This is a genomic window from Cohnella sp. GCM10020058, from assembly GCF_042683485.1.
In the GTDB taxonomy this organism is placed as follows: domain Bacteria; phylum Bacillota; class Bacilli; order Paenibacillales; family Paenibacillaceae; genus Cohnella.
In genome coordinates, this window is sequence record NZ_JBHUJV010000002.1 from 254821 (window position 1) to 272749 (window position 17929).

A 17929-nucleotide genomic window follows, 5' to 3' on the forward strand; every position below is an offset into this window, starting at 1 on the left:
AATTGTTGTAAACGTTATCCCACGGACTTGTACGAGAGCTTCCATTTCGCGTAATATGGTAGTAGGTAAAGTGGGGGATCTCTTCCGATGCGCAAAAAACGAATTCTACTGCTCTCCGAAGGCTTCGGCACCGGACATACGCAGGCGGCTTACGCTCTATCCGTAGGGCTCAGACAATTGTCGCCTCGCGTGCAGACGAGGGTCATCGAGCTGGGGACGTTTCTGAACCCCGTCATCGGACCGCTCATCCTGTCCGCCTACCGCAAGACCGTCAGCAAGCAGCCCAAGCTGGTCGGCAAGCTGTATCGCGGCCACTATCACAAATCGCTGAACAGACTGACCCGCTTCGCATTGCATCGCCTGTTCTACAATCATGTTTCGGACGTCGTACGGCAGTTGAAGCCCGATATGATCGTATGCACGCATCCATTTCCAAACGCGGTCGTCAGCCGGCTCAAGCGCCTAGGTCTCGATGTGCCGCTCTATACATTAATTACGGACTACGACGCGCACGCCACCTGGACCAATCCCGAGGTGACCGCCTATCTCGTCAGTTCTCCGACCGTGCGCAGCCGGCTGATCTCGCAGGGCGTGGCGCCTTCGCAGGTGGTGGTCACCGGCATTCCGGTGCACCCGAACTTCTGGCATCCGCACGACCGCGCGGAGATTCTGTCCCAATTCAAGCTGTCGGACATGCCGACGGTGATGGTGATGGGCGGCGGCTGGGGACTGATGGCGGAGGAACAGAGTGTCGAATACATGACCTCGTTCGCCGATCGGGTACAACTGATCATCTGCATGGGGAGCAACGACAAGGCCAGGGAAAAGCTGCTCGCGGACCCCAGGTTCCAGCATCCGAACATCAAGCTGCTTGGCTTTACCAAAGAAGTATCCAAGCTGATGGACGTATCGGACCTGCTCGTTACGAAGCCGGGCGGCATGACCTGCACCGAAGGCATGTCGAAGGGCATCCCGATGCTGTTCTACGAACCGATCCCGGGCCAGGAGGAAGAAAACCTGGAATACTTCGTGACGCACGGTTTCGGCGAACCGCTCACGTCCACGGATACGATCGACCGCTGGTTCCGCCTGATTCAGGAGCCCTACGCTTCCGATCAGCACAGAGGCAACCTGCTTGCGCTTCGCAACGCGGAGTACAACCCCGCCAAGTGCTCCGAGGCCGTCCTGTCCTTGCTGCTGGAGGACGTCGCGCCGGCGGCGGAATGATATACCGGCACTTACGACAAACAGCCCGACGTCCATTGGACGCAGGCTGTTTTTGTTTTGGTTCTAGAGGGCGCTGCCGCCGAAAAGGAAGCGGTACTCCCAGTGCTTGCCCGCGATGCTGTCAATGCGTACGCCGCCCGACTCGACGGAGTACGTCTGCAGCACCTGTCCGTTCCCGAGATAGATGCCCGTATGGGTAACGGTCTCGCCGAACGGCTGCTTGCCGTCGTAGAGCGAAGCTTTGGAGCCCTTGTAGCTCATGAAAAACATAATGTCCCCACGCTTCAGTTGATGCCAATCGGTCGTGACGCCTTTCGCGTTGTCCCTTACATAGGCCGCCTGCTTGCGGGAGTCGGCCGGCAGCACGAGACCGAGCGCGTCCTTGAACGCCTGTCTGACGAAGTCGGAGCAGTCGAACGTCAGCGTGTTGTTCCTGTCCGAGCCGTATTCGTAAGGCGTGCCGAGGTACTTCAGCCCGGCTGCGATCACCGCTTCGACCTTCGCCGAATTGGAAGGCGTCGGTGTCGGTGTCGGTGTCGGTGTTGGCGTTGGCGTTGGCGTTGGCGTCGGCGTCGGTGTCGGTGTCGGTGTCGGTGTCGGCGTCGGTGTCGGCGTCGGTGTCGGCGTCGGTGTCGGCGTCGGTGTCGGCGCGTTCAAACGAATGTACGCATCGGAGGAGCTGACATAACCGGACACGCTGCCGGCGTCGCGGACTGCGTACCAGTAGCTGTTGGGCTGTCCAGTCACGACAACGGTCTCGCCCGCCTTCAGCATGCGGATCTTATCTCCGGAGGTGGACGGCTGCGTCCGGAACGTAACCGCTGCCACGATCGTGGCCGTCCGCGTAGCAGCAGTCGTCGGCGACGGTGTCGGCGATGGTGTCGGTGTCGGTGTCGGCGTTGGTGTCGGTGTCGGTGTCGGTGTCGGTGTCGGCGTTGGTGTCGGTGTCGTTCCAGCGCCGTTCAAGCTTATGTATTCTTCGGAGGAGCTGACGTAACCCTCGACGCCGCTTGCGTCGCGGACCGCGAACCAGTAGCTGTTCGGCACGCCGGTTACGACCATGGTTTCGCCCGCCTTCAACATGCGGATCTTGTCGCCGGAAGTGGAGGGCTGCGTCCGGAACGTTACGGACGCCTTAACGTTTGCCGTCTGCGCGGAGGCAGCAGGCACGTTCGAGGTTTTCACGTACTTTTCGTTCGACGATACGTACCCGATCTTGCCGCTGGCATCCTTCACCTGCAGCCAATAATCGTTGACTGCCTGAAGCAGCGTTACGGATTCTCCCGCCTTCAGATACCTTACCAGATCGCCGCTCGTGCTCGGCGCATCCCGCAGGCTGACCGTTGCTACGACATCGATCGTCGCCTTCGAAGATGCAGCCGAAGCCATCCCCGGCACGGCCGTCGTCAGCATCGTCGCCAACATCAACCCTGCGGCCCAACGTTTTCTGCTCATGCCAACGCCTCCCATGTTGCTTTTTGGAGAAAGATGTCGAATCTCCCTCCGCTTCATTATAGAAGGCGTCCCGATTCCCTCCCATCATGCGTAATGCTCAGGCCGGACCGGATTCATAGGAAGACAGCTTCATGGGTGCATAGGAAAAAAGATGCAAGGCCTAGGCCGCCCAACAACTCCCGATTTTTAATTTCATTAATTTACCAGGTTTAAAATCAGTCGAATTGGGTAATTGCGCATTTGTATTCGGTTGCAAACGCGAAAAGACGCTCCCGCTCGATGCGAAAGCGCCTATCACGCTCTCTCCGGCCTAACCGTTCAACGGCTGGCCGATCTTGATCGTCCCCTCGTATTCCGTCAGCTCCAGAAATAAAGGCCGTTCCTCGGGCGTCCGGTTGGGCGCATGGATCGCAAGCGCGCGCCGTCCATCGAACAGGCAGAACACCATCCCATGCCCGCCGTCGTTACGATAGAGCGCCTCCGGCTGATGTGTCCACGGGCCCAGGACGCCGCCGCTCTCCGACCTGGCGACGCCGAGGGCGTACTTGTTGTCGATAAAGCTGGCCCAGAGCATGAACAAGCCGCCTTCATCCCCGCGGAACAAATACGGTCCGTCGGTCACGTAGTTAGCCGTATCCGGATAACGCGGCGACACATACGGTGTCGTCCACGGCGCCTCCGAAGCGCGGAACAGCGTGACAGGATCGCCTGCCGCACGCGACAGGTCGGCGGTCAACCGAACCGCGCACACTTCCCCGTCCCCGATCTGCTGCCATTCGTGGCAGAATACCATCCACGGATCGCCCGCGTCATCGACGAACAGGCTGCCGTCCAGCGAGCTCCAGGCTTCCGGCGTGACGGGGCCTGCGCTCACCGGCTCGAACGGTCCCAGCGGGCGCTCCGCGGCGAGCGTCGCCGTGCCGAGCTTGCCGTTGTCCTCGCGTCGAAACGTCGCAAACATATAGTAGCGTCCGGCATACGCATAGACCTCGGGCGCCCAGAAGTTCGTGTCGGCAAAGAAGTCCGCGGACGGACGAAACACCGGATGCGGCCCCTCCCAGCTCGACAGATCTTCACTGACATACGCGTCAAAGCCGGTTCCCGGTCCCCAGATGTTTTTGTCGGTACTGCCGAATAAATAATAGCGGCCTTCGTCCCTCAAGGGGAGCACAAAAGGATCGCGAATTTGAATGTCCCTGCCGTTAAGCACCGCCACGCCTCCTTAATCGTAAGTCGGATAAACGAGCCCGATATCGAGCACGCGCTCGAAGCTCCCATCCGCAAAAGCGAGCAGCTCGTTGCCCTTAACGCTGAAGGGCACAGCCTGCCCGTCCCACATCAGCTCGCCCGCGACCGTGCGCGCGCTCATGCCAAGCAAGCCGGTCAGCCGGCCCGTGCGGTCCGTGATCGCGCGAACGCCGGAAGGGAAGGTCATCCACGGAAGCTCGTCGCGGTATACATAGGAGGCTTCCCGCGTGTTGACCAATTCATAGACAATGCCGTCCACCGTCCGGCTGTAAGCCGTTTCCCCCGTCGTCTCTTCCCCGTGGTCTCTGGCGTCGGGCAGCAGACCCGTGAACCAGAGCTCGCCTTCGGGCGTCGGCAGGATGCCGCACAGCCTCTCTACATAGTCGAGCAGGCACAGGATCGATGGCGAATAGGCTTCGGTGAAGCCCGCCTCCCCGGTCCAGGGGCTCACCGTCTGCGCAAAGCGCGGCGCCCGGGCGAACGACGACAGAATCGGCTGCAGCGCCCAAGTCAACTCCGTATGGCGGCCATGATGCTCGAACGCATGCGGTGCACGGATCAGGCTGAGATAGTTGGACGGTCCGGCCCAGCTGTTGTAATTGGAAAAGGGATCGAAGCGCGGGTCGTCCATCGCAAGCGAGGTGAACGGGTATTTGGCGAAAAACTTCCTCGTATTCAGCAAATACCGCTTCAGCATCTCGTCGAAGAATGCCCGGTCGCCGACCTCGCACGCCATGACGCGGAGCAGAATGTCGGACTGCACGCGCACCAGTCGCCCATGCCGGTCGCGGTCGTAGAAGAAGTGGTCCGCTTCGTCGAAGCACGACCGGAACAAGCTTTGCAAGCTAGCGACGGCCTTCTCGCGCCATTCGTCGCCCGACTCGCCCAGCTCCTCCGCGATCCTCGCCAGGTACAGGCGCTGGCAGTAGACGTTGGCCGTCAAGTCCGGCGCAAGAAACGGCAGCACCGGCGAATCCGGATCCCACCGGGAGGCGTCGCCCCGGTAAGGCGCATCCGGCGCGTGCCAAAAGCGCGGCGACAGATCGTGCCCCGTATCGAAAGCGCTGAACGCCTCCACGCAGCCGGTCCCGCGCGTGTCGCGGTTCTCGGCGAGCCAGCCGTCATACCGGGCCATCGCGTCGTACATTTCCCGCAAAAACGTCTTGTTCTCACCTCTGCTTCCGCCGTGGAGCGTATAATGGTTCCATACGCTGCGGGCAAGCGGCGTGACCAGCTGGATCTGCCTGAAGGACGGGCCGTTGTCCGTCAGCTTGTATGGGAACAAGCCGTCGGCGCGCTGATGCCGTGCGAACGACAGGTAGGTCGCCTCCGACACCTCCGGCAGAAAACGGGAAAGCAGCTCCGCGTTGATCGTCCCCGTGCTCTCCAGCCAGCAGCCGAAGTAGATGCCGCCCTCCTGCAGGATCTGATCGCCGCCTCCCGTCGGCTTGATGCATTCCATGAGCTGACGCATCGCCCGATAGTAGACGCCTTCGAGCCGTCCCTCCGAAGCCGCGAACCCGACGCCGGACCGCCGCAGCGCTTCGGGAATGAGGCGCTCCCGCCCGTCGTCGTTCTCCTGGCGCAATCTCCTCAACTTGTCGAGCAGCCGTTCCGATTGTTTAACCATCCTCCCAGCACCCCGCTTTCATTAGAATTTAAATCCCCCGCGACCACGGAGCCGGCGGCAAAGACCGGTCCCGCAATAGCGGGGGATTGTTCGCGCACCTTGGCCCGCATTGTTGCAGTGGCGGCCCGCTGTTTTTCCGCGATCAAGAATTGTTGTTGCTGTTAAAAATCTTGACCGTGCCGCTGTAGAACTCGGCGACCGCCTTCTCCACGCTTTCCTTGCCGAAGCCGATCTTCTGAACCGTGTTGTCCGACAGCTTGATGAATTCGGCATTGCCCGGCGGGTTGTAGCTGATCGCGAAAGGCTCCTTCTTGTTCGCCTCGGAGACGCGGCTCGTGAAGTCGTACACGATCTTGTCCGCAGCGGTCGCGTCCGCTTCCAGCGCCGCGCGGCTCGAGGCCGTAACCGGCACGCCGCGGTTGCTGCCCAGGATTTTCGCCGCCTCGGGATCGTTGATCCAGAAGTTCATGAACTTGGCGACTTCGGCCGGATGCTCCGTCTTGCCGTAGCCCGAGATGCCCTGGCTCGATTCGAAGACGACGCCCGTTCCCTTGGGACCGCGAGGCACCTGCACCATCGTCAGCTCGTCCTTCGTCGTGCTCTGGAACGAAGCCAGCATGTTGGACGGTAGCAGCGTCATCGCGACCTTGCCGGTGATGATGAGCGATTTGCTGGCATCCGTCGGCGGATTGGACACTTGCAGGTCCGGCGTCACGACGCCGCCGGCCTTGGACGCTTGATCCCAGAATTGGAACCACGGCAGCAGGTCGGCTTCCTCGAAGCCCAGCTTGTTGTTCGCCATGTCGTAAAGCTGCTTGCCGTTTTGCTTCAGATAGATGTCCAGGCTGTCGGTCGTAAAGTTGTAGGTGCCGTAGTAGCCCTTGCCCAGCTTATCCGAGATTTCTTTGCTGATGCGGGCGTAGTCGTCCCAGTTCCAGCCGTCCTGCGGCACCTCGATGCCGGCCTTTTCGAACATCGTCTTGTTGATGACGATGCCGCGCGCGTTCGCGCCGGCCGAGATGTGCACCAGCTTGCCGTCAAGCGTGCCGTACTGCACCATCGTCGTGTCCATGTCGGACAGATTCAATTCCTTGTCCTTGTAAGGTCCCAGATCGAGGAGCACGCCCTTGCTGGCATAATCGACCACGTTGCCGCCCAGGAAGAAAATGTCGGGCGCGGTGCCGGAAGCGAGCTGGGTGTTCAGCTTGTCGAAGTAGCCGTCCGCAGGACCGAATTCGCCGGTAATCGTAATGCCCGGATTTTTCTGCTCGAACAGCTCGATCGCCTTGTTCGTCAGATCGGCGCGTTTCTGATCGCCCCACCACATCATGCGGAGCTCGACCTGCTTTTGCTCTCCGCTTGCGCCGCCCGCATTCGTCGAGCCTGCCGTCGAACCGGAACCTGCCGCGTTTTTACCTGCCCCTCCCGAATTGCCGCAAGCGCTGAGCGCGACCGCCATGGCTGTCACTGCGATCGGAAGCCATCTTTTTTTCATCGTGAGCTCTCCCCTAATCGTATTGAGATGAGAAGCGTTTACAATGCTCATCCTACTTGGAATCGCATGCCGCTTGAATGTCATTCCTTCGGCTGTTCGCTATCAATTTTTTCAGGCGGCCGCCAATCGCGAGCCTCTTTCACTTCAGCCCCGTCGTCGCGATGCCTTCCAGGAAGTAGCGCTGGAAGATCAGGAAGATGAGCGTGATCGGGACAAGCGACAGCACCGAGATGGCCATCAGCGCCCCCCAGTCCGAGGTGCCCGACGGATCGAACAGCGCCCGAATGCCGAGCTGCACCGTGAACAGCTTGATATCGCTCAGGTAGATCATTTGGCTGAAAAAGTCGTCCCACGTCCAGATGAAGGTGAAGATCGCGGTCGTGATGAGCGCGGGCGCCAGGAGCGGCATGATGATGCGGAAGTACAGCTTTTGCTGGCTGCAGCCGTCGATCGTCGCGCTCTCGTCGAGCTCCTTCGGGATGCCGCGGATAAACTGGACCATGAGCAGGATAAAAAACGAATCGTGCGCCAGCCACTTCGGCAGAAACAGCGGCAGGTACGTGTTGATCCAGTGCAGCTCGCTGAAAATGATGTATTGCGGCACGAGCGTGACGTGGTACGGCAGCATGATCGTCACCAGCATCATGGCGAACCAGATCTTCTTGAACCGGAACGCCAGCCGTGCGAACGCGTAGGCCGCGAACGAACACGTAACGATGTTGCCAAGTACGGCCAGCACGGACATCAGCGCCGAATTGCCGAAGAAGCGGGCGAACGTGATGCCCTGGAAGCCTTTCCACCCGTTGCGGTAGTTATCCAGCGTCCATGTGCTCGGCCAGAGACCGGTATTCGTAAAAATATCCTGGTTGGGCTTGAACGAGCTCGCGAGCAGCCACAGCACCGGGTAGAGCATCGCCAGACCGATCAGAATGATGAGCAGATGCCGCAGGCTGCGGCCGGAGTAGCGTCTAAGCGTCAGCATGCCCGATTACCTCCCTTCCTTGCCGTCGCCGTAGAACACCCAGAACCGGGACGTGGCGAAGACAATGCCCGTGAAGGCGGCGATAATGACGAGCATGATCCAGGCCAAGGCGCTGGCATAGCCCATATCGAAGTAGGAGAAGCCCTTCAGGTACAGATACAGCGTGTAGAACATCGACGCGTCGAGCGGTCCGCCGTGTCCGTCGCCGATGACGTAAGCCGGCGTGAACGCCTGGAAGGAATTGATGATGCTCATGATCAGGTTAAAAAAAAGGACGGGCGTCAGCATCGGCAGCGAGATTTTGAAAAACTGGCGGACCTTGCCCGCGCCGTCCACCTGCGAGGCTTCGTACAAGTCGGCCGGAATCTGCTTGAGTCCCGCCAGGAAGATGACCATCGCGGAGCCGAACTGCCAGATCGACAGCGACACGATCGGGTAGATCAGGTAATCGGGGTGAGCGATCCAGGCGGGTCCGTGGATACCGAACCAGCCGAGGAAGCCGTTGATCAGACCGTCGGTGTCGAAGATCTGGCGCCAGACGATCGAGATGGCGACGCTGCCTCCGAGCAGAGACGGAATGTAGTAGATGGTGCGGTAGATGCCGAGCGCCCGGATCCCCTTGTTCAGCGCCATAGCTACGAGCAGCGCGAAGATCAGGCGCAGCGGCACGGACAGGATGACGTATTTGAACGTCAGCTTCAGCGAGCCCGTGAAGGTAGAGTCGTCGGTAAAAATGGTTTTGTAATTGGCGAAGCCGATCCACTCCGGCGCGCTGAGCAGATTGTACTTCGTCAGCGACAGATACAGCGAGCCGAGCATCGGCCCGAGCGTCAGGCAGAATAGGCCGATCAGCCAGGGCAGCAAAAATAAATAGGCCGTACGGTTGTGGGGATAAAGCCGTTGCCGGCGCGCAGTCCGCATATCGCGACGCCTCCTTTGCGATGATGATACATTCATCATAAGCATCGGAGGCGGCAGGCTGAATTCTATTTCTTCGGCAATTCGCTATCAATTTTTCCGGATGCGGACGCCCGCTGCCTGTAGTCGGACGGCGTAACGCCGTACATGCGTTTGAACTTCGAGCTAAAGTAGCTGGCGTTGGAGAAGCCGGTCAGCTCCGCGATATCCCACAGGCTTAGCGCCGTCCCTTCCAGCAGCCGGATCGCCTGCGCCATCCGGGCGTCGGTGACGTATTGGATAAACGTCTTGCCGACCTTGCTCTTGAACATCTCCGAGAAATAGGACGGATTGTAATTGAACCGTTCGGCCAGGTCGGTCAGGTTCAAATCCGTCATATAGTTCTCGTCGATATAATGCAGCACCGCATCGATGAGCGCGTGGTCGTTTTCTTCGGCTTCGTGCCGATGCTGACGTGCCACTTTATCGGCGATCCGCGTTAAAAACTCGATGGCCTTGTCCGCCGAGTCCAGCGCGAGCGCCATCTCGGGGCGCAGCCACAGCTGCTCCGCATGGCCCAGCGCGATATGCGACTCGAACGCCTGCGACTCCAGCGCCAGGTACAGCTGAAAAATGACCTTGACGAAGCCGGCCTGCGAAGCCGCGAACGCTTCGTCCAAAGGCTGCCGGATCGTGCGCTCGAACGCATCGAGCTCGCCGCGCGCCAGATAGCGCGCGAGCACCTTAAGCTCCTCGCCGGTCAGCGCGGTCCGGCCGGCCGGCGTCCGGCGGTCCTCCTCCGCGATCCCGCTCTCGGACAGGTTCCAGGCGAGCAGCGCGGAGAGATAGCCCTCCTTCCACTGCCCGAAGCCGATCGCGGGCCTGCCGAATCCGGCGGCCAGCTCGAAGCCGAGCAGCTCGGCCGCTTGCTTCGCGAGTTCGGCGGCGAAGTCCCGCAGCCAAGCTTCGCTCTCCGCGGCCGCGAAGTGCACGAGACCGGGATAGCTCGCATCGCGGAACGTCTCGCAAGCCCCGCCGCTCTCGAGCGCCCGCTCCCTGCAGATCAGCTCGAGCGCCAGGCGGAACTGGTCCGGGCTGCGCTCCGAATAACGGCCCGCCGTCCCTTTGCCATCTTCGTACCGTCCGCCAAAGCGATGCGCCGCCCCGTCCTCGCCGGCTGATGACGGTGCCGGCCGACGAGCCGAGGACGCCGATCGTTCGCGTAGGCCCACGGTCAGGAAGCGAACCTCCGTCCCGGACCACGCATCCAGCCCGAATCTGCGCGCCCGCTCCAAGGCCGCAGCCTCCCGGTCCACCTCGCCTTTGATCAGACGGACGATGAAGTGCTCTTTCATCTCTTTGTAGTATTGCGAGAGCTCCCACTTGGTCCGTTCCTCGCGCGCCGTTTCCTGCCGTTCGCCGTCCAGCTCGCCCGTCACCTTCGCGAGTACGTCGGCCAACTCGTCCGCAGCGACGGGCTTGAGCAAATAATCGCTGGCCTGATGCCGGAGCGCAGCTCTGGCATACTGGAAATCCTCGTAGCCGGTAATAACGACGAGACGGATGTCCGGGTGGCGCTCGCGGCACGCCTCGAGGAACGATACGCCGTCCATGACCGGCATGTTCATATCCGTAATGACGATGTCGAAGGCTTCGTCCTCCAGGCGCTCCAGCGCCTCGACGCCGTTCGAAGCTTCCCCGTCCAGCTCGAGCCTGAGCTTGTCCGCATCGATTTTAAGCCTTAGGCCTTGCCGGATCTCCGGCTCGTCATCCACGATCAATACTCGGTACATCGCTGGACGCCTCCTGTACGGGAATGATGAGTTCGATGCGCGTGCCGGTTCCGTCCGCGGCATTGATACGAACTTCGAATAGCGAGCCGTAATACAAACGGCAGCGCGCGAGCACGTTGCCCAGGCCGATCTGTCGCTCCCGGCTGCTCAGGATCTCGTCGAGCCTGGACGAGGCGGTACCCTCGATCAACTGCTGGCGCAGCTGCTCCGGCATGCCGGGGCCGTTGTCGGATACGCACAGATGCAGACGTCCGTTCGACCGCAGCACCCGAACTTCAACGATCGCCTCAGGATGCTGCCTGAAGCCGTACTTCACGGCATTTTCGATGAGCGGCTGCAAAATGAATTTTACGACGGTAAGCGACGCCAGCTCGCCCTCTTCCACGATCGTCAGCCGAAGCTTGTCCCCGAAGCGCACCTGCAGGATGGACGCATAATCCCGCACATACTTCATCTCTTCCTTCAGACCGACGAGGTCGTCGCTCAGGCGAAGCGAGAAGCGCAGCATTTTGCCCAGCGACACGATGACCTTGACCGTGTCGTCCGTCCGCTTCTGCATGGCCAGGCTGCTCAGCAGCTCGAGCGTGTTGAACAGAAAATGCGGATTGATCTGCATGAGCAGGGCCTTATATTCGGCTTGCTGACGCAGCAGCTTCAGCTCGAATTCGCTCTGGATATGCTGGCGGAGGCGTACGATCATGTTGCGGAACGTTGCGGTGGCGAAGTCGACTTCGCCTCGGATGCGCCTCGCAGGCGGCAGCCGGCTCTCGGCGCTGTCGAAGTCGCCCCGCTGCACGTGGCGCATCGCGGACACAAGCCGCGAGAGCGGCTTGGTGACGCCGTGCGACAGCCAGAAGGCGAGGAATAGCGAGACGGCCAGCAGCAGCGCGAACAGGAATACGATGCTGTTGCGCAGCTTGAGCAGTTGCGCGTACAGGTCTTTCTCGGATACGAAGCCGACCAGCATCCAGTCCGTCAGCGCCAGCTTTTTGTACACGAGGATTTGGGGCTGCCCCTGTTCGTTTTTGAAGTAGAGGACGCCTTGCTTGCGCCAGCCTTCACGTGCGGCTTCGACCTGACTTTGCGCTTCGCCGTGCGAGCCGTACTCGCGCTGGGAGAGCATCGGGCTGCCGCCGCGGTCGAGCAGGTAGATCGTGCCGCTCTCTCCGAGGTGAATCCGGTTCAGCGGCTCGAGAAAATAGTCTGCGCTTACATTTACCTTCAGCACGTTGCGCGCCTGCGAAGGCTCGAATACCCCGAGCGGCATCAGCATGCTGACGACCGGAAGCGAGCTGCCGCGGATCTGCAGTTCGACGTCGTCGGTGTGCGCCGGCAGCCAGCGTTCGTTTGCGGTCTTGAAGCTGCGGTACCATTCCTGGTCGAGAAACGCTTTGTCGCGGACGACCTGGTTGCTCATGCTGACCCATAAGCCTTCCTGGCGGTAAATGGCTACGGAAGAGACGCTCGAGTAGCTGTTGTTCGTCTGCGACAGATATTTGCTCATCTGCAGATGCGCCAGCATCTTCTCGCCTTCCGGCAGATTCGGGTCCGACGCAGCCTCGTCCCACTCGTCCGTCAGGTCGCTGTTGAAGATGAGCGATGCGAGGTCGTAAATCTGCGTCTGAACCATATCGACATACGAGCCGTACTCGTCCATTTTCTCCAGCGCCGACGATTCGATGTAAGAGCGGATAATCGCGCGGGACTCGTTAAAGATCAGCACGGACAGCGCGCCGAACGACAGAACGAACAGCAGGACGAAAAAAGCGATCAGCCGGTTTCTGAGCGAATAGAACATAGGCGTCCCCTTCATCGCGGTATAAGTTTAAACATCATACCACAAAAAAAGAGAGCCTCCGGTATCGGACCGGAAGGCTCTTAAGAAAGATATATTGAAAAGGGGGGTCACTCATACATTGTACAAAACGACCGGCATTGAAACGGAAACGCACATTACAATTGTATTACAGAAATGTCGAAGCGTTTAAAGCGTCCCAGACTATATCCCGGAAGACGCTTCGCTCCCGCGATCAGGCCGGCAGCATGCGCGCGCGCAGCGCAGCGATCTCCGGATTCTCCAGATACTCGTCGTACGTCGTCATCCGGTCGATCAAGCCGTTCGGCGTAATCTCGATGATGCGGTTGGCGATCGTCTGAATGAACTGATGGTCATGCGATGTGAAAATCATCGTCTCGTCGGTGTCGACGAGCGCGTTGTTCAGCGCCGTGATGGACTCGAGGTCCAAGTGGTTGGTCGGCTCGTCGAGCAGCAGCGTGTTGGCGCTGGTCAGCATCATCTTGGACAGCATGCAGCGGACCTTCTCGCCCCCCGACAGTACGGAAGCCTTCTTCAGCGCTTCGTCGCCGGAGAACAGCATGCGGCCGAGGAAGCCGCGGATGAACGATTCGTCCTGGTCCTTGGAGTACTGGCGCAGCCAGTCGACAAGCGAGTCGTCGTTGCCCTCGAAGTAAGCCGAGTTATCCTTGGGAAAATACGCCGGCGTGATCGTAACGCCCCATTGCACGGAACCTTCGTCCGGCTGGATCTCGTTCATCATCACTTGGAACAGCGCGGACTTCGCTTGGCCGTAAGGACCGACCAGCGCGATCTTGTCGCCCTTGTTCACGACGAAGGACACGCCGTCGAGCAGCTTCTCGCCGTCGACCGTCAGGCTGACGTTGTCGATCGTGACGATCTGCTTGCCCGCTTCGCGCTCCGGCTTGAATTGAATGAACGGATATTTGCGGCTCGACGGACGGATGTCGTCCAGCGAGATCTTGTCGAGCATCTTGCGGCGGCTGGTCGCTTGCTTGGCCTTGGACTTGTTCGCCGAGAAGCGCTGGATGAACGCCTGCAGCTCCTTGATCTTGTCTTCCTTTTTCTTGTTCTGGTCGCGCATCAGCTGCGTGGCGAGTTGGCTCGACTCGTACCAGAAGTCGTAGTTGCCCACGTACATCTGGATCTTGGCGAAGTCGATGTCCGCGATATTCGTGCAGACCTGGTTCAGGAAGTGCCGGTCATGCGATACGACGATGACGGTACCTGTGTAACGAGACAGGAACTCTTCGAGCCAGTTGATCGACTCGAGGTCCAAGTGGTTGGTAGGCTCGTCGAGCAGCAGAATGTTCGGCTGGCCGAACAAAGCCTGCGCCAGCAGGACGCGAACCTTTTCGTTGCCGCCCAGTTCGGACATTTGCTTGTCGTGCAGGTCGGTCGTGATGCCGAGGCCGTTCAGCATCTCAGCTGCATCGCTCTCGGCTTCCCAGCCGTTCATTTCTGCGAACTCGGCCTCGAGCTCGCCCGCGCGCATGCCGTCCTCGTCGGTGAAGTCGGCCTTCGCGTAGATGGCGTCCTTCTCCTTCATGACTTGGTACAAGCGCTCGTAGCCCATAATAACGGTATCGAGCACCTTGAATTCGTCGTACTCGAAGTGGTTCTGCTTGAGCACCGCGAGGCGCTCGCCCGGCGTGATGAATACCTCGCCGCTCGAGGGCTCCACTTCGCCCGACAGAATCTTAAGGAACGTCGACTTGCCCGCTCCGTTTGCGCCGATCAGGCCGTAGCAGTTGCCCGGCGTGAACTTGATGTTGACATCCTCAAAAAGCGGACGCTTGCCGAATCTGAGGCTGACGTTATTAACTGTGATCAATCCAATCCATCCTTTGCTTCGTTATCGATGACATGGCTCTGCGAGAAGCGCATGGTCTCTCCGTGCTGGAGCAGGAAGATCTTCTCCTGCGGAATGCCGAGGCGCGCGCGCTCCGCCTCGAGCCTCTCCAGCGCCTCCATCGGCGTGTCGTCCGACAGCTTGAAGGCGCCGTAATGCATAGGGACGAAAATGTCTGCTTTGAGGTCCTGATAGGCCCTGAGCGCCTCTTCGGGGCTCACGTGCTGCGCTGCCATGAACCACTCGGGATCATAGGCGCCGATCGGCATCAGCGCCACGTCGATCTTGAAGCGGCGGCCGATCTCCTCGAAGCCCCTGAAGTAGCCGCTGTCCCCGGCGAAGTAGATCGTCGGACCGTGATGCGTCTCCATCACCCAGCCGCCCCAGTGGGAGTTGTTCATGTCCCAGGGATTGCGCCGGGTCCAGTGCTGGGCCGGCACAAAGGTAAACTTCACGCCGTGCACGGTGCAATTCTCCCACCAATGCATCTCGTGAACCTCGCCGAATCCCCTGATCGCCATCTTGCGCTTCAGGCCGGCCGGTACATAAAGCCGCTTGGGTCCCCGCAAGCGACGCAGCGATCCGAAGTGCAGGTGATCGTAGTGGGAATGGGAGACGAGCACGAGGTCGACGGACGGCATGTCGTGCAGCTCGACGCCGGGCGGCGCCAGCCGCTTCTGAAGCGCCATGCGGCGCGCCCATACCGGGTCGGTGACGATATTAAGTCCGCCCATCTGCAGCAAAAACGTAGAATGCCCGATCCAGGTAACAGACGGCTCTTGACGGTTATGATGAAGGAACGGGAGATCCGGCTTCACGTTCGGGACGCATTCCAGATAACCTTTGTTCCTCATCTTCTGCAGGCGTTCCTGACGCCATCGCGCGAACTGGTCCTTTCCCGCGGCGCCCGCGCGAATGGCATCCAGGTTGCCGAAGCGGCTCTTAGGCATGGTACCCCTCCGTTGACGTACTAATCTTACTATAGCAGGAATCAGGCCAATGTACCAAGGCCGATATGTCACTTAAATACCCCTCCTTTGGCAATACGGAACGCGGTGCGGTATTGTATAGAGAGAGATTGGCGAGATCACCATATGCAAAGCGAGGTCGTGTGTACATGAAGCTGCTGTCAATTGAGCCGACGCCCAGCCCGAATTCAATGAAGCTGAACGTGGACGAAAAGCTGCCCGCCGGCGAACGCCATACCTATACGATGGACAAAAAAGACCAGCTGCCGCCATTCGTGGCGAAGCTGCTGGAGATTCCCGGCGTGAAGTCGGCGTTCAGGACGGCCGATTTCTTCGCGCTGGACCGCCGCCCGAGCGCGGACTGGGCCGGCATTCTCGCGGCCGTGCGCGAGCTGTTCGGCGCCGCCGCGGACGGCGGAGGCGCCGGTGCGGACGACGACGCGCTGGCCTACAGCTTCGGCGAAGCCCGCGTGCTCGTGCAGATGTACCGCGGCATCCCGATGCAGATCCGCGTGCAGAGCGGCGGCCAGGAATCGCGGGCCGCGCTCGGCCAGCGGTTCACGGACGCCGTGAACGAAGCCGCGGCCGGCACGTTCATCCGCGAGCGGCGGCTCGCGGAATTCGGCGTGCGCTACGGCGAGCCGCAGGAGATTTTGGAGGAGGTCGCGCGCGAGCTGGACGCGGCCTACCCGGACGAGCGGCTGCGCGAGCTGATCGCGGCCGCGCAGGCGGCCGGCGCGGGCGAAGGCACAGCCGCGGCGGACGGGCCCGAGGGCGTCGCTGCGGCGAGCCGGGCGACGACGCCGGAAGAGCTCGAGACGGCGCTGCGCGCGCCGGACTGGCAGACGCGCTATGCGGCGCTGTCGCGGGCCAAGCCCGACGCGGAGCTGCTCCCGCTGCTCGCGCTGGCCGCGCGCGACCCGCAGGTATCGGTGCGCCGGCTCGCCGTGGTTTACCTCGGCGACCTGCGCATTCCCGAAGCGCTGCCGCCGCTGCTGGCCGCGCTGAAGGATTCGTCGGCGGCCGTGCGCCGCACGGCGGGGGACACGCTCTCGGACATCGGCGATCCCGCCGCAGGTCCGGCGATGGCGGAGTCGCTCGGCGACGCCAACAAGCTCGTGCGCTGGCGCGCGGCGCGCTTCCTGTACGAGGCCGGCGACGAGTCCGTGCTTGAGGCGCTGGAGCGCGTGGCCGCGGCCGAGCCGGAGTTCGAGGTGAAGCTGCAGGCTGAGATCGCCATCGCGCGCATTCGCAGCGGCGAGGAAGCCGCCGGCTCGGTCTGGCAACAGATGACGCGCATGCGCGAGCAGCGTCAAGGCGAGGACGAAGCGCAAAGCTAGAGCCGGTCACCCTTGCTGCGGCCGGTGCTCGACGACAGGCGTGGCGGGATGATTTCAACCGACGGAACCGGTTCTTCAAGGCTTTTTAACAATATCCCCTTCCGTCAGGAACAGGATTGTAGGTAGGCGCCAGCTCGGTGCCGTATGAAGTTTGGACAGTTAATAGGCCTGGCCGTTACAGGTTCGGCAATCAAAGAGAGCGAATGCGGACGATCCCGCGTTCGCTTTCCTGTTTGAAGGGGATACTGTTAAAACGAAAAAACAAGTTGCAGCCGCGTAGGCGAATCTTCCGCTTGACAAGAAACCATTTGGTTTCGTATCATAATTACATGAAACCAAATGGTTTCCTATATTTTAAGGAGGTTCACCGCCATGACGAATTCCCGCAAACTCCCCGATATCGTACGTACCCTGGAGCTGAACGCGCCAATCGAGAAGGTCTGGAAAATGGTATCCACAGCCGAAGGCATCTCCGCCTGGTTCATGCCGCCGATTGGCTTCGAGCCGGTCGTCGGTCATGAGTTCACGCTCAACGCCGGTCAGTTCGGCATGTCGCCATGCAAGGTGACTGCGTTCGATCCGCCCGCGCGGTTCTCTATGAATTGGGGCAAGGACTGGACGCTGTCCTTTGAGCTGAAGGAATTGTCCGACTCTCAAACGGGCTTCACACTTACGCATGGAGGCTGGGATGAGGACACGCTGACCGAGTTCGGCCAACCGCACGGCGTTATCCGCGAGCATATGTCAGGCGGCTGGGACGGCATCGTCGCCAAGCTGCAGCGGGTGGTCGAAGCCTGATGGGACAATCGCTGCCGCAGCACGACGTCTACCAGGCGATCGCGGACCCGAGCCGGCGGCGCCTGCTGCGCCTGCTGACGCAGGGCGAGCAGCCGCTGTCGGCGCTCAGCGGGCAGTTCGATATGAGCCGGACCGCCGTCTCCAAGCATCTGCGAGTTCTGCGGGAAGCGGGGCTCGTCACCGAGCGGCGGGCCGGACGCGAGACGCGTTACGCCTTTCGACCCGAGCCGCTGACGGAGCTTAAGGATTGGCTCTCTTACTTCGAGCAGTTCTGGGACAACAAGCTTGCGATGCTGAAGCATCTGGTAGAGGTTCAAGGCGAAGACGCATAATGAACTGCGAAAAATCCCCCCGCGTACGAGCAAGCGCGGAGGGATTTTTGACTTGCACAACGGTTCGTCGTACATGCTGCGGCTTCGAATAATAGC

14 protein-coding genes are annotated in these 17929 nt (G+C 60.7%); 4 read left to right on the plus strand and 10 right to left on the minus strand.

What is annotated here, in order from left to right:
* The first annotated feature begins 87 nt into the window (after nt 1-87).
* The gene (locus tag ACFSR7_RS04325) at nt 88-1227 is read left to right on the plus strand and encodes an MGDG synthase family glycosyltransferase (protein ID WP_378159307.1); all 1140 of its coding nucleotides are present in this window, start codon (nt 88-90) and stop codon (nt 1225-1227) included.
* Nucleotides 1228-1290: 63 nt separating this feature from the next.
* On the opposite strand, the gene ACFSR7_RS04330 is transcribed toward ACFSR7_RS04325, so the two are convergent.
* The 10 genes from ACFSR7_RS04330 to ACFSR7_RS04375 form a co-directional block, all read right to left on the minus strand.
* Nucleotides 1291-2682 (minus strand): C40 family peptidase, encoded by a 1392-nt coding sequence (locus ACFSR7_RS04330; protein WP_378159308.1) that lies wholly within the window; start codon nt 2680-2682, stop codon nt 1291-1293.
* Nucleotides 2683-2992: 310 nt separating this feature from the next.
* Nucleotides 2993-3892 carry a glycoside hydrolase family 43 protein gene (locus ACFSR7_RS04335; RefSeq protein WP_378159309.1) on the minus strand — a complete coding sequence of 300 codons (900 nt, stop codon included), beginning with the start codon at nt 3890-3892 and terminating at the stop codon, nt 2993-2995.
* Nucleotides 3893-3904: 12 nt separating this feature from the next.
* Nucleotides 3905-5560 (minus strand): MGH1-like glycoside hydrolase domain-containing protein, encoded by a 1656-nt coding sequence (locus tag ACFSR7_RS04340; RefSeq protein ID WP_378159310.1) that lies wholly within the window; start codon nt 5558-5560, stop codon nt 3905-3907.
* Nucleotides 5561-5702: 142 nt separating this feature from the next.
* Entirely contained in the window at nt 5703-7055 is a 1353-nt protein-coding gene (locus ACFSR7_RS04345) for an ABC transporter substrate-binding protein (protein ID WP_378159311.1), read from the minus strand.
* Nucleotides 7056-7194: 139 nt separating this feature from the next.
* Entirely contained in the window at nt 7195-8037 is an 843-nt protein-coding gene (locus ACFSR7_RS04350) for a carbohydrate ABC transporter permease (protein WP_378159312.1), read from the minus strand.
* Nucleotides 8038-8043: 6 nt separating this feature from the next.
* Entirely contained in the window at nt 8044-8958 is a 915-nt protein-coding gene (locus ACFSR7_RS04355; protein ID WP_378159313.1) for a carbohydrate ABC transporter permease, read from the minus strand.
* A gap of 65 nt (nt 8959-9023) precedes the next feature.
* Nucleotides 9024-10727, minus strand: a complete 1704-nt coding sequence (locus ACFSR7_RS04360; protein WP_378159314.1) for a response regulator — start codon at nt 10725-10727, stop codon at nt 9024-9026.
* Complete coding sequence (locus ACFSR7_RS04365; protein WP_378159315.1) at nt 10702-12525, minus strand: cache domain-containing sensor histidine kinase; 1824 nt, start codon at nt 12523-12525, stop codon at nt 10702-10704. The genes ACFSR7_RS04360 and ACFSR7_RS04365 overlap by 26 nt, the downstream gene beginning before the upstream one ends.
* 232 nt (nt 12526-12757) lie before the next feature.
* Nucleotides 12758-14377 (minus strand): ABC-F family ATP-binding cassette domain-containing protein, encoded by a 1620-nt coding sequence (locus ACFSR7_RS04370; protein ID WP_378159316.1) that lies wholly within the window; start codon nt 14375-14377, stop codon nt 12758-12760.
* Complete coding sequence (locus tag ACFSR7_RS04375) at nt 14374-15345, minus strand: MBL fold metallo-hydrolase (RefSeq protein WP_378159317.1); 972 nt, start codon at nt 15343-15345, stop codon at nt 14374-14376. The genes ACFSR7_RS04370 and ACFSR7_RS04375 overlap by 4 nt, the downstream gene beginning before the upstream one ends.
* A gap of 167 nt (nt 15346-15512) precedes the next feature.
* On the opposite strand from ACFSR7_RS04375, the gene ACFSR7_RS04380 reads away from it, so the two are divergent.
* The 3 genes from ACFSR7_RS04380 to ACFSR7_RS04390 all read left to right on the plus strand — a co-directional run bounded on the left by ACFSR7_RS04380 (nt 15513) and on the right by ACFSR7_RS04390 (nt 17833).
* Nucleotides 15513-16703 (plus strand): conserved virulence factor C family protein, encoded by a 1191-nt coding sequence (locus ACFSR7_RS04380; RefSeq protein WP_378159318.1) that lies wholly within the window; start codon nt 15513-15515, stop codon nt 16701-16703.
* A gap of 372 nt (nt 16704-17075) precedes the next feature.
* Nucleotides 17076-17501, plus strand: coding sequence for an SRPBCC family protein (locus ACFSR7_RS04385; RefSeq protein WP_378159319.1), 426 nt, complete (start codon nt 17076-17078; stop codon nt 17499-17501).
* Nucleotides 17501-17833, plus strand: a complete 333-nt coding sequence (locus ACFSR7_RS04390) for an ArsR/SmtB family transcription factor (RefSeq protein WP_378159320.1) — start codon at nt 17501-17503, stop codon at nt 17831-17833. The genes ACFSR7_RS04385 and ACFSR7_RS04390 overlap by 1 nt, the downstream gene beginning before the upstream one ends.
* The last annotated feature ends 96 nt before the right edge of the window (nt 17834-17929 follow it).

What these genes read in the sequence shown, in the direction of transcription:
- ACFSR7_RS04325 (WP_378159307.1), top strand. Translation starts at nt 88, where the DNA reads ATGCGCAAAAAACGAATTCTACTGCTCTCCGAAGGCTTCGGCACCGGA.
- ACFSR7_RS04330 (WP_378159308.1), bottom strand. Translation starts at nt 2,682, where the DNA reads ATGAGCAGAAAACGTTGGGCCGCAGGGTTGATGTTGGCGACGATGCTG.
- ACFSR7_RS04340 (WP_378159310.1), bottom strand. Translation starts at nt 5,560, where the DNA reads ATGGTTAAACAATCGGAACGGCTGCTCGACAAGTTGAGGAGATTGCGC.
- ACFSR7_RS04345 (WP_378159311.1), bottom strand. Translation starts at nt 7,055, where the DNA reads ATGAAAAAAAGATGGCTTCCGATCGCAGTGACAGCCATGGCGGTCGCG.
- ACFSR7_RS04350 (WP_378159312.1), bottom strand. Translation starts at nt 8,037, where the DNA reads ATGCTGACGCTTAGACGCTACTCCGGCCGCAGCCTGCGGCATCTGCTC.
- ACFSR7_RS04355 (WP_378159313.1), bottom strand. Translation starts at nt 8,958, where the DNA reads ATGCGGACTGCGCGCCGGCAACGGCTTTATCCCCACAACCGTACGGCC.
- ACFSR7_RS04360 (WP_378159314.1), bottom strand. Translation starts at nt 10,727, where the DNA reads ATGTACCGAGTATTGATCGTGGATGACGAGCCGGAGATCCGGCAAGGC.
- ACFSR7_RS04365 (WP_378159315.1), bottom strand. Translation starts at nt 12,525, where the DNA reads ATGTTCTATTCGCTCAGAAACCGGCTGATCGCTTTTTTCGTCCTGCTG.
- ACFSR7_RS04375 (WP_378159317.1), bottom strand. Translation starts at nt 15,345, where the DNA reads ATGCCTAAGAGCCGCTTCGGCAACCTGGATGCCATTCGCGCGGGCGCC.
- ACFSR7_RS04380 (WP_378159318.1), top strand. Translation starts at nt 15,513, where the DNA reads ATGAAGCTGCTGTCAATTGAGCCGACGCCCAGCCCGAATTCAATGAAG.
- ACFSR7_RS04385 (WP_378159319.1), top strand. Translation starts at nt 17,076, where the DNA reads ATGACGAATTCCCGCAAACTCCCCGATATCGTACGTACCCTGGAGCTG.
- ACFSR7_RS04390 (WP_378159320.1), top strand. Translation starts at nt 17,501, where the DNA reads ATGGGACAATCGCTGCCGCAGCACGACGTCTACCAGGCGATCGCGGAC.